At 32.5% G+C, this 12,898-nt stretch carries 8 protein-coding genes; 2 read left to right on the top strand and 6 right to left on the bottom strand.

The features are described from left to right. Positions 1 to 9: 9 nt before the first annotated feature. Together N5B56_RS02720 and N5B56_RS02715 are read right to left on the bottom strand one after the other, a co-directional pair. Positions 10 to 453, bottom strand: a complete 444-nt coding sequence (locus N5B56_RS02720) for a hypothetical protein (protein ID WP_022089331.1) — start codon at positions 451 to 453, stop codon at positions 10 to 12. 53 nt (positions 454 to 506) lie between these two features. Beyond that, positions 507 to 2,300, bottom strand: coding sequence for a glycosyl hydrolase family 18 protein (locus N5B56_RS02715; RefSeq protein ID WP_022089330.1), 1,794 nt, complete (start codon positions 2,298 to 2,300; stop codon positions 507 to 509). Between the two features lie 310 nt (positions 2,301 to 2,610). On the opposite strand from N5B56_RS02715, the gene N5B56_RS02710 reads away from it, so the two are divergent. Then, positions 2,611 to 4,626, top strand: a complete 2,016-nt coding sequence (locus N5B56_RS02710) for a leucine-rich repeat domain-containing protein (protein WP_260978336.1) — start codon at positions 2,611 to 2,613, stop codon at positions 4,624 to 4,626. Positions 4,627 to 5,237: 611 nt separating this feature from the next. Continuing rightward, on the top strand, positions 5,238 to 5,930 hold the full coding sequence (locus tag N5B56_RS02705) for an adaptor protein MecA (RefSeq protein ID WP_022089328.1): 693 nt from the start codon (positions 5,238 to 5,240) through the stop codon (positions 5,928 to 5,930). Between the two features lie 276 nt (positions 5,931 to 6,206). Here N5B56_RS02705 and rlmB read toward each other — a convergent pair whose 3' ends face one another. From rlmB to N5B56_RS02685, 4 genes are all read right to left on the bottom strand, one after another. Then, positions 6,207 to 6,995 (bottom strand): 23S rRNA (guanosine(2251)-2'-O)-methyltransferase RlmB, encoded by a 789-nt coding sequence (rlmB, locus tag N5B56_RS02700; RefSeq protein ID WP_118565028.1) that lies wholly within the window; start codon positions 6,993 to 6,995, stop codon positions 6,207 to 6,209. A gap of 6 nt (positions 6,996 to 7,001) precedes the next feature. After that, entirely contained in the window at positions 7,002 to 7,655 is a 654-nt protein-coding gene (locus N5B56_RS02695) for a potassium channel family protein (RefSeq protein WP_117908413.1), read from the bottom strand. A 149-nt stretch (positions 7,656 to 7,804) separates the two neighbouring features. Beyond that, positions 7,805 to 9,187, bottom strand: coding sequence for a TrkH family potassium uptake protein (locus N5B56_RS02690; RefSeq protein WP_118564968.1), 1,383 nt, complete (start codon positions 9,185 to 9,187; stop codon positions 7,805 to 7,807). A gap of 146 nt (positions 9,188 to 9,333) precedes the next feature. Continuing rightward, positions 9,334 to 12,819, bottom strand: a complete 3,486-nt coding sequence (locus N5B56_RS02685) for a DNA polymerase III subunit alpha (RefSeq protein ID WP_260978335.1) — start codon at positions 12,817 to 12,819, stop codon at positions 9,334 to 9,336. Positions 12,820 to 12,898: the final 79 nt, after the last annotated feature.

Raw genomic sequence — 12,898 nt, 5'->3', positions numbered from 1 at the left:
GCAATGCTCCTAATTTACATATACAAGTTGTGAATTCCTATTAAATTTGTCCATCTGATAATCAAATAATTCTTTTGGATGATCATTCAATTCATCCTCCATTTTTGCAAAAAAAGCATATCCATCCTGCTCTGTTCCAAATATATAAATTCCATCAATATCATTTATATCAAATTCAGCTTCCCGCAATTTTTTCGAACTAATCACGGTATTGAATTTACATATTTCATTAAATGGTGTCATTGTGCCAACCTTATATCCGGATACAAATCCCTGATTTCTTTTAAGCAGGCATATTTCCATATTCTCAGCACCATATTCTACCGGAACTTTAATGGATACATTCAACTTATAATTATCATCTCTTCCCCTGATTCTGGCAAATCCTACATTTCTGCCCTTTACTCCTCTTTTGTAAGAATAAATGTAAAAAACTCGTTTTGTATTAATCATGGCCTCACTCCTTCTTTAAAATTATATGAAGCCAAAACAATTTTTATGAGTAATTATTTAAAATATTGTGAAATCGTATTCCATATATCGTCTGACTCTAATCCTAATTTCCAATATCCTGCCCCGGCAATTTCGTACTTGTTCATTAACTCAAGTCTTGCCTTTACTGAAGTCTCATCTTCGAGCCAAATCATGTATGTACTGTTTCCTTTTTCATAAACAACATAATTTTGTCCTGTTTCTTCATTATAACTAGGTGTAGCCCCTGCTTCTGTATACGCTTCTTTTGCCGCATCCATTGAAACAGCCTTTGTTGACAAAACATAATTACCATTTGCAGCATCTTCGATTAATTTTCCATTTCCATCTGATTCGTCCTCAGGAGTTTCCGTCCATATTCTTGTATAAAATGGCATTCCATTAATTACTCTTGAAGCATCTCCCACTTCATCAATTGTATTTTTTAAACCTTCTTCCGTAAATGTCAATGATGATACTGATCCTGCCTCATTACTTGAAGTTGTATGTTCGTCATAATTCATTACAACAACATAATCTGCTAATCTTCCCTGCTGATTTCTGTCATAAAATTCTGTCCATGCAGACGGCTGATAATTGTCTATTGATAAAACTATACCTTTCTTTCTGCATTCAATTGACAATTCTCTCAAGAACTGTAAATATCCGGCTCCCTCAGAAACATTTATATATTCAAAATCTACATTAATTCCATCTAAATCATATAATGATGCATATTTCATTATATTAGAAACCATCTTTTGTCTTGCTTTTGTATTATTTACAACTGTTTTTATATAATAATCTCCATTGCCATCTGTTTCAAAATCACTTACAAGTCCCCATACATCAAGTCCAGCACTATGTGCCTTCTTTACATAATCCGCTGAGCCTATTGATGACACTTCTCCCTTTGAATCACTTACGCTAAACCATGTTGGTGAAATAACATTAAGACCTTTAGCGTTTTTTATCATGTCACTTAACCCTGAATTACTTGATGAATACATAACCTGATGCCATGCAAGGCTTATCTTTTTATCTAAGACATTATGCGTATATGTATCATAATCATTTTTATATGAAACTTTTGTTGTTTTTCCTACTTTAACTCTCTTATTTAAAATATAACCTATAACTCCATCGTCTGTAGCAACTTTATCCCATTCATCACCTTTATCTAAAATTGTGAGTTTTGTATCAGCCTTTACGTCACTAACAATATCAGCCATATAATCTGCATCTGTTCTAATCTGAGTATTTTTCTTTACAGTGCCATTTTTATCCTCACGGCTTTTTGTATTAACTACAACAACTGCAGGCTTATCCCCATTTGCTTTTGCATATTTATAATCAAAATCAATGTATTTGCTTATATATTTTAAATTTACATAACATATCTCACCATCCATAACTGATGATGTAAAATCAAGATTTTCTTTTGTACCGCCTGTAACTTCATTGCTGCCTACAGGGCTTGTATATATTGTAGTTGCATTAGTATACATAACTGTATTTTCCGTACTATCATAGTAAAATCTGTCATCAATATATTTTTTCACTCCACTTATATCCATATAAGTATCGCCATCTTTTTCAAATGCATATTTATTTACATATTCATTATCACAGACAACTGCTGCCATTTCATTTCCATCTGCAGATGTCGCTGTAACCTCATTTCCATCATCATCTGTATAATGAAGCATCATATAATCATTCAAAGTAACATATTCTTTACTTGTTTCCGGTCCAAAACATCCTGTCATTGTTATTGCCATGGCTGAGATTGTAGCCATTGTCATTATATACTTTATGCTCTTTCTCACTTGTTCTTCCTCCTCTGTGAATATCTTCCTAAATTGAACACTACTATAGGCTTACCAATTTATTATGCATATTTTTGATATTCACATCATTTTATTAGCATTTTTTTTGCAAATATTTAACTACTACATCATAACATATATATAACATAATTTCATCTTTATATATCTTAAGATTTAATAACTTTTGTTTAATTTCAGACTATATTTTGGTATAATTAAATCAATTAGTATGAGCGGAAAATACATATTTATTTGTATGAAAAATTTCAAATTTATCCAGCTGTTCAAAGCTGTGAGAGGAGGGATTTATATGGCAAAAACTTTTAAATCTGGTGTAACTTTATTAATCCTTACATTTTTTTGTTCTATATTTATTTTTGGAAATAGTGCAATTTTAAAAAATGTAAATGCGGCAGCAAAAATCAATCAAAGTAGCTCTTCCACTCAGATAGCTTCCGTCAAATATAAAATAAAGGATGGAACTATTACCATTTATGGAAAAGGTAAAATGCCTAACTCAATGACATTTAAAAAGAACAGACAAATACATACCGTTATTATAAGAAATGGCGTTACATCTGTTTCTAAATACGCATTTTATAATTGTAAAAATCTGCAAAAAGTTAAGCTTCCAAACACTTTGAAAGTCATAAATTGTTACGCTTTTTACGGAACAAAAATAAAAAAGATTATAGTACCAAACACTGTTAGCACTATTGGACAATGTGCATTTTCTTCTTGTGATTCATTGTCTAAATTATCAGTTCCCGGAAATTATAATGTTAAGACACTCCCGGGGGATGATGCATACGATTCCATAAGCGGAGATACTATAATTGAAACAGTTAAGTTTTCATCGTCTCTTAAGTTAGATGTAGTTTCAACAGTAAAAACAAACAATCTTGTAGTTTACAAAAAAGACCCTGCATATAAATCTATAAATGGTATAATTTATTCTAAAAATGGTTTGAACATAGTTCGTGTTCCTTCTGAAAGAACTGAACTAATTATTGAAGATGGTTGTCAGGAATTTAACCTTCAGTCTATTCTTTATGCCCAGACAGATTCGTCTTCCGATGCTTACGCATGCTGTACTAATCTTACAAAACTAGTGATTCCCGGAAGCGTTACAACCATAGAAAAAGATAAATATTTTGCTAAGGCCTCTGTTTCTCAGACCTCTGTAACTGACATTGCAATTGGATCAGACTCACTTGATTCCTTAAGCATTTCTACTCTTTACAGTTCATTAGCCCGCATAGATATTTATCATCTTTCACTGGCTCTTGGCAATAAACTGAGATTTGAAAATGGTATGTTTATTACAAACGACAATGTTGTTATCGGTTATAACGGCAGACTTTCGACTGTTGAAATTCCCGAGGGAGTAACAGAAATTGCTCCTAACGCATTTAATTCATATGTAACAGACTCAAGATACTCTTTTAAAAAAGTTATACTTCCATCTACTCTTTTAAAAATTGGAGATGATGCCTTTAATGGTTGCATATATCTTTCGGAAATTAATTTTCCTGACAAATTATATTATATAGGAAATCGTGCTTTTAGATTATGTAATTTTAAAAGCATAACACTTCCTGAAACTGTTCTTACATGGGGTGACTATGTATTTGCTGATAACGCTATTGAAACTATAAACTTTCCTTTAAACCTTAAGACAATTCCAAATCATATGTTTAGTCGCAATAGTATTTCTGATTTAACTTTAGGCGATAATATTGAAATAATTGGTGAAGGTGCATTTGAAAATAATCCACTCACAAATGTGTCTTTTGGACATGGTATTAAAACTATTGGCAACTCATCTTTTGCTTATACTATATTAAAGAATATAACCCTTCCATATTCCGTGACAAATATTGAAAGTTTTGCATTTAGCAATTGTTCTGATTTTAAAAATATTACAATTAACGGTAACAAACTTTCTATTTCGGATACAGCTTTTGATGGCTGTAATAATTTGAGAATATGTTATTCTGCCGGAATTAAATCTGCAAAAACAAATGCCTATATTTCTTTATTAAGTCAGTTTAAAAACAAGAAAAAATTTTCAGGCACAATCCATTGGAATCAGGTTACCGGAGCATCAGGATATCAGATAAGATATGCTACAAATAAAAACTTCAAAAAATACAAGGCTATGGATGTTGGCAGAAAAAACACTTCAGCAAAAGTTGTATTAAACGGAAGAATTAATACGGATTCAAACAATCCGTCAAAACAATATTTATATGTAAAAATCAGACCTTTTAAAATTGTTAAAGGTAAACGTGTTTATGGAAAATGGTGTATGTGTTCTCTATAAAATAAATTAGCAAAAAACTAAGAGCCCGTTATTATAATAATTGTTCAAATACATTATCTGACAAATATTATTATATATAACCGGCTCTTTTATTTGTTTAAGGGAAATTCCGTATACTCCGTATTATAAAAGGTCAAACTATTAATACTTTAAATAATAATTGTGATATATATTAACATTTCATAAAACTTATTAATAGTAAGTCGTTGCATATCGGCATTCCAATAGTTGCAAAGAAGTGTTCTTACCCATATTATAACATATACTCCTTCTCTCAATCATTATACACATATTGTATAAAATACGCAACATTAATTTAGAACGATTTGTTAAAAAATACAATCCGCAGGCGTCAAAGTTGAGGCTTTTGACCCCAACATCTTATTTATCATATATATCATATATTTTTCATTTTTTTGACATATTGTGTTCTTTTTTGACGTATAATATAAATATAAATAAGAATATTTTGTCAAATATCCTTATTTTATATTGAAACTTTTCCATATTTGCAATATATTACATATTAAAATATGGATGAAAACTTTACATATTTTTTTATAGTGGATATAATAAACTATACGAATCTAAACTGTTAGTGAGGTGATTTTATGAAAATTGAAAAAATCAATGATAAGCAGATTCGTTGCACAATAAGCCGTGCTGATTTAGAAGACAGACATATTAAATTCAGTGAATTGGCTTTTGGGGCAGGGAAAACAAAGGAACTTTTTCAAGATATGATGCGTCAGGCCAATGAGGATTTTGGATTTGAAGTAAACGACAAACCTCTTATGGTTGAAGCAATTCCGGTTTCTCCTGAAAATATCGTTTTATTGATTACAAAAGTTGAAGATGGAGATGACCGCGGAAGCAGTTTAGCTAAATTATTTTCTTCTAATAAAGAGGAAGATGCTTTTGATCCATTTGACGATATTAATCCGGAAGAATTAGACAACATTGTTTCATCTGTAAAGGACGAAGTATCGGATAATTCCGGTGATTCTGACTTGCTTTACAATATTTCAATATATGATAATTTAAGCGATGTGATTACTGTAACAAAGTTAATCATGCCTTATTTTAAAGGAGATAGTTCTGTATATAAATCTCCATATAACAATAAATATTATTTATCTATATGCTTAGAATCAACTGAGCCTTCAGTATTAAATAAAATTTTAGGATTTATCACAGAACACGGTCAAATTGAAAGTGCAACGTATGCAAAAGATTTATTTTATCTTGAACATTTTGAAGAAATACTTGATGACAAAGCTGTAGAGAAATTATCAGCTTTATAAAATAAGACTCCTACATTTGTTCTCATAACTGTGGAGTTCTATGATATCAAATAAAGTGCATTTGGCGCCGTCGGTTCAAATATTCGGTGCATAGACCGGCTGAAACTTTAGGTTTCAAAGCCGGTCTGTGTGCTGAATATTTAGAACTGCTACGAGCGACAAGCAGTGCGAGCGTTCTTTATTGATATCATAGAACTTCACAAGAATAAGATACAAATGTGGGAGTTTTTTTGGTTCTTTGTCAAGCATGGAGAAATCCAAAGTTTAGAACCTTTTTTACCTTGTTGCTTCATACATTAATATTGATGTTGCAATTGCCGCATTTAGTGATTCTACTTTTCCTGCCATAGGGATTTTAATTAGTTTGTCTGCTTTATTTGCTACTTCATCACTTAATCCATTTGCTTCGTTTCCAATTAATAAAGCACAATCCTTTGTAAGTGTTCCTGAATTATATAATTCACCCTTTAAATGTGCTGCAAAACATGTTATACCATCTTCTCTTAATATATCTACTGCTTTAGGCAAATCAGCTACTATTGCAAATGGAACTCTATAAATTGACCCCATCGTAGAACGTATAACTTTTGGATTATAAATATCTGCAGTTGAACTACTCATAATTATTCCTGTAATTCCGGCAGCTTCGCCTGTTCTTACTATTGTACCGAGATTCCCGGGATCCTGAATTCTATCAAGTACAACAATACAGCTTTTTTCTTTATTTCTTGATTTTATTATATCTTCAATAGAATATGTTTTTTGTCTTACAACAGCTAATATTCCCTGTGGCGTTACTGTATCTGATATTTTTTTGAATACACTGTCGCTAACAAGTTGAACATCTTCTTTTAAATTATTTTTCTTAAAATAATCTGATATTTCTTCTTTTCTTTTTTCATAAAAGCTTTCAGAAGCATAAGCCTTAATAAAATCTTCTTTTGGTATTTCCTGAAACATTTTAATTCCTTCTACAATAAATGTTCCTGAAGTTTTTCTGGCTTTGCTCTTATCCTTTAAATGAATTAAATTCTTTATCTGTTCATTTGTATTTGATGTGATTATCATTTTTTAACCCTCTTTAAATACTCTTAATAATTTCTCATTATCACCAATTACAATTATTGATTCCTGATCTCCAAAAGGTTTATCCGCATCTATATTATTTTTATAAACACCATTTACCTTCTCTGCTATTACATTGAATCCAAATTTCTTTCTTGGATTTAATTCTATTAAACTTTTACCAATCCATTCTTTTGGAACCTTAGTTTCAATTATGCTAAATTCATCTGACAAATCAGCAATATCCTGAAAATGCCCTCCACTTGCCATTCCATTTGCAAGCCTTTTTCCAGTTTCACTTTCCGGTAAAATAACATGATCCGCACCAATTTTCATCAGTACATCTGCCTGTAATTTGTCCATCGCTGAAGCAACAATGTATGGAATCCCTAAAGATTTGCATATTGTAGTAACAATTATGCTTGCCTCAAAATTATTTCCAAGGGCAACTACTACCGCATCTACATTATTGATTCCCAGATTTTCTACAACATTTTCCTCTGTAACATCGGCTCTTATGGCATATGTCACATCTTCTGCAATTCCATCTACTCTTTCCTGACGTCTATCAATTGCAAAAACTTTTCCACCTTTTTTTGAATAAGTTACTGCAAATGTTTTTCCTAATTTTCCAATTCCAAAAACCGCTACGTCCTTCATTTTATGCTCCTTCTAATTCATTTGTTTAAAACTGTATACAAAATTTTTTAATATAAAATAATTTCTGCATACTTTATTTCATTTAAATTTCATCCGTTTATTACTGAATATTACATTTTAAAAATATAATCACATTACTTGTTTGAATTTTATCCAATCATTACTCTCTTTTCAGGATAATTCGTTATCTTTCTATCTTTTCTTGCCCTGCCTGCCATTGCCATGGCAATCGTTATAGGTCCTACTCTTCCAAAGAACATAAGTACTATTATAATAAGTTTTCCTATAGCTGTAAGACTTGCTGTAAAATCCATACTAAGTCCAACTGTTCCAAGGGCTGAAACAGCCTCAAATGTAATTACCTTCAAAGGTGCATCTTCCGTAAAACTTAACGCCATAATTGCTACTGCAAGTATGCTAAGTACTATTGTTCCGATTGCTACTGCACTTCTGACATTTTGTTTATTTATTCTTCTTCTGCAAACCTCTATATCCTCCTTGCCTTTTATAGTTGACCAGGTTAGTAGAAAAATAAGTGCCAATGTAGTTGTTTTAATTCCACCTGCTGTTCCAAAAGGGGAACCGCCAACAATCATCAAACCACACATTATCATAAATGTTCCATCTCTAAATCCTGCCTGCGGCACAGTAATAAATCCTGCTGTTCTAAGCGTTACCGCTTCAAATAAAGCCGCTAAGCATTTATTTCCAAATGTCATATTCCCAAGCGTGTCCGGATTATTATATTCAAATAAAAGAATAAATAAAAATCCTCCTCCAACTAAAATAGCTGTCGTAATCAATACAAGCTTTGTATGCAATTTCATTCTTTCTATAAATTTATTTGGGCTCAATTTTTTGTTACGGATTTCACTTATTATGCCACCGATATCAAGCCATACAATAAATCCAATACCACCACATATGATTAACATCACAGTTGTAAAATTGACAAGCACATTTCCATGATACTTAACAAGACTGTCATTTCCAATTATATCTATTCCCGCATTACAAAACGCAGATACCGAATGAAATACGCTGTAACAGATTCCTTTTACGATTCCATATTCAGGAATAAACTGTATGGAATAAAGTATCGCTCCTATTCCTTCTATTTTTAGAGTGATTCCAAATATTTTTCTCAATATTTTTAAGACACCCTGTGCCGAATCAAGATTATACGATTCCTGTATCATTTTTCTTTCTTTCAAAGAAATTTTCTTTCCTATTATAATTAGAAATCCAATTGTAAAACTAATAATCCCAAGCCCGCCAAGCTGTATTAATATAAGTATTATTACTTTTCCAAATATGCTCCAGTATGCATATGTAGGCACAACTACCAGACCTGTCACACAAAGCGATGTCGTTGCCGTAAACAATGCCGTAATAAAATCTGTTCCATTTCCACTTGCAGAGGAAACGGGCAACATTAACAATATAGTTCCTACTAAAAGAGCAACTAAAAAGCCGTTAAGAATTATTAAATTTGTATTAAATGTAGCTTTTATAGCTTTATCAACTTTCATTTTTACTCCCAAATAAATATCTGATAATTTTATTATTTATCAATTATTCTAATATCTTTGTTACAATTGCTGCTTTACAATTTTGTTGCAACTGTTACTACAATATCTTTATTGCAAATGTTACTCTAATATCTTTGTTACAAATACTACTCTAATACTTTTGTTACAAATTTTTCTCCATACATAGCCTTTAATTTTTCAACTAATGTATCATTTGAATCTACTCTATACATAGCAGGCAACATTTTACTCTGTTTTTCCTTCACAAGATATATTATAACCTTATCTTTTCCCTTATTTTCAGAAAGTAATTCAAACAGCTCTGCTTCCTTATTTGTATAATCATCTTTATCTGCAAATGCAATCCAAAGACTTGTACCATATTCATCAAATGCTTTTATATCATTTGCAATAACTTTACCTGCTGCATTTTCTTCTAAGCTTGCCTGTCCGTTAACAAATATCTGATTATCCTCAGCAATCAGTGTTTTATATTTTTCATATTGTCTTGGAAATACAATTACTTCAACAGAACCTAACAAATCTTCTAATGTTAAGAATGCCATAGGCTGCCCCTGTCTTGTATATTTTTTTGTAATTCCGGTAATTATTCCACCTATTGTTACTCTTGCCTTGTCTTCGACTTTTGTATTTTCCTCATCTTCTCCTACTTCAGCAAAATCAGTGGAAATATTTGTAATATGCTTACGCCATCTTGCTTCTTCTTTCTGTAAAGGATGTCCACTAACATAGATTCCTAAAACTTCTTTTTCAAATTCAAGCATCTGGTCACTTGAATACTCACCAACATCAGGCATTTTAATTTCAAAATCTGCTTTATCTTCTTCGCTTACAAAATCAAATAAACTCATTTGACCTGCCATGGTGTTTTTTCTTTCCTGTGCCTCTGAATCCATGATTTGAACATAAACCATCATCATTTGTTTTCTTGTCGCTCCAAGCGAATCCAAAGCCCCTGCCTTAATAAAGTTTTCAACAGCTCTCTTATTAACTCCAAGCGGACTTGTTCTTGAGATAAAATCTTCTAATGATTTATATTTTCCTGCTGCATTTCTTTCCATTACAATCGCATCAATAATATTTTTTCCTACACTTTTAATTGCAGTCAAACCATATCGTATGCAATTTTCAGATACAGAAAATCCGCTTTCTCCTTCATTTATATCCGGAGGAAGTATTTTTATTCCCATTGAGCGGCATGAATAAATATATTCAGATACTTTTTCTGCATTATCCATGACAGATGTAAGCATAGCTGCCATAAATTCTGCCGGATAATAGTATTTCAAATATGCTGTCTGATAGGCAACAACTGCATATGCCGCCGCATGAGACTTGTTGAAAGCATATTTGGCGAAATCAATCATATCATCATAAATTTTATTTGCAGTCTTTTCATCTATTCCATTTGCTATGCAGCCCGGTACATTTTCTTCTTTATTTCCATAAACAAAGTTCTGTCTTTCCTGCTGCATAACGTAATCTTTTTTCTTTGACATGGCTCTTCTAACCAAGTCGCTTCGTCCTAATGTATATCCTGCCAAATCCCTAACTATCTGCATAACCTGTTCCTGATATACAATACAGCCGTAAGTTGGCTCTAATATATGCTCAAGTTGCGGGCAGTCGTAAGTAATTGCTTCCGGATTATTTTTTCCCTCAAGATATTTAGGAATGAAATCCATAGGACCCGGACGATATAGTGATATTCCGGCTATTATATCTTCAAGATTCTGAGGTTTTAATTCCTTCATGAACCCTTTCATACCGCCACTTTCCAACTGGAAAATTCCTTCTGTATTTCCTGTTCCTATAGAAGCCAATACTTTTTTATCATCATAATCTATGCTATGCATATCCAATTTTATATTATGGTCTTTTTCAACAAATCTAACCGCATTCTGAATTACAGTTAAGTTTCTTAATCCTAAAAAGTCCATTTTTAAAAGTCCCAATTCTTCTAATGTTGTCATTATATACTGGGTTGTAATTGAACCGTCACTTGCTCTTGAAAGCGGAACATACTCTTCAACAGGTTTTGCACAAATTACTACACCTGCCGCATGCATTGAAGCATGACGTGGAAGCCCTTCAAGTCTTCGTGACATATCAACAAGATATTTAATCTGTTCATCACTCTCATATAAATCCTTAAACTCTTTACTTTCCTTCAAAGCTCCATCAAGAGTAATGTTCAATTCCTTAGGAATTGTCTTTGCAATTGCATCCACCTGTGCATATGGCATATCAAGTACCCTACCTACATCCCTAAGCACACCTCTGGCTTTTAAAGTTCCAAATGTAACAATCTGAGCGACATGGTCTTTGCCATATTTTCTTCCTACATAATCAATAACTTCCTGCCTTCTTTCGATACAAAAATCAATATCAATATCGGGCATGGACACACGCTCAGGATTTAAAAATCTTTCAAAAAGTAAGTTATATCTAATAGGGTCAATATCCGTAATTTCAAGGCAATACGAAACTATACTTCCTGCTGCCGAACCTCGTCCCGGACCTACTGCAATTCCATTTGTCTTTGCATAATTTATAAAATCCCATACGATAAGGAAGTATTCCACGTATCCCATGGTTTCAATTGTGCTAAGTTCGTAATCTAAGCGTTCTTTCAATTGTCCTAAAGACATCGGGCAATCATAATCAAGCTTTGTATCGACATATCTCTTCTGCAATCCATTATTGCACAATTCTCTCAAATATGTTGCCGGAGTGTAACCTTCAGGCACTTCATAATTAGGAAGTTTTGTAACACCAAATTCAAATGTAACATTACATCTGTCTGCAATCTTCTGCGTATTTTCTAATGCTTCAGGCGCAAATTTAAATAACTCAGCCATCTCTTCGGGACTTTTTAAATAGTATTGTCCCCCTTCGTATCTCATACGATTTTCATCTGACTGCTTTTTACCTGTCTGGATACACAATAAGATGTCATGTGCCTCTACGTCAGTATCATAAGTATAATGTACGTCATTTGTGCAAACTAATTCAATGCCTGTCTCCTGACTCATACGCATAAGTTGTTGATTAACCATACGCTGTTCAGGTATTCCATGGTCCTGCATTTCAAGAAAGTAGTTATCTTCTCCAAAAATATCCCGATATTTAAGAGCTGCCTTCTTACCCTCTTCATACATTCCTCTTGCAAGATACCTTTGTACTTCACCTGCAAGGCAGGCACTTAGGCATATTATTCCTTCATGAAATTCCTGCAATACCTCATAATCTACTCGTGGTTTATAATAAAATCCATCGACAAATCCTTTTGATACGATTTTTGACAAATTACTATATCCTTTATTATTTTCGGCAAGCAAAACCAAATGATAGTAACGGTCTTCGCTCTCCCCTGCTTCTTTAGTAAATCTTGAACCCGGTGCAACATAAACCTCACATCCGATAATCGGCTTAATTCCATTGGCATTTGCAGCGCGATAAAAGTCTATCGCCCCATACATAACACCATGGTCAGTAATCGCAAGGCTATTCATTCCAAGTTCCTTTGCCCTTGCCGTAATTTCTTTAATTTTACTCGAGCCGTCTAACAAACTAAACTCTGTATGCACATGTAAATGAGCAAAATTCATATGTTAATCTCCTATAAAAAATGTGTTATTGCCTAGCCATTTAATTGTTGGCTGGTCATCGGAAATATCTTTAGAAAAT

The organism is Eubacterium album (assembly GCF_025336545.1).
Taxonomy (GTDB): Bacteria; Bacillota; Clostridia; order Lachnospirales; family Lachnospiraceae; genus Eubacterium_U; species Eubacterium_U album.
Note: the sequence above shows the minus strand (reverse complement) of the source record. Positions and strands in the feature narration are given on the sequence as shown.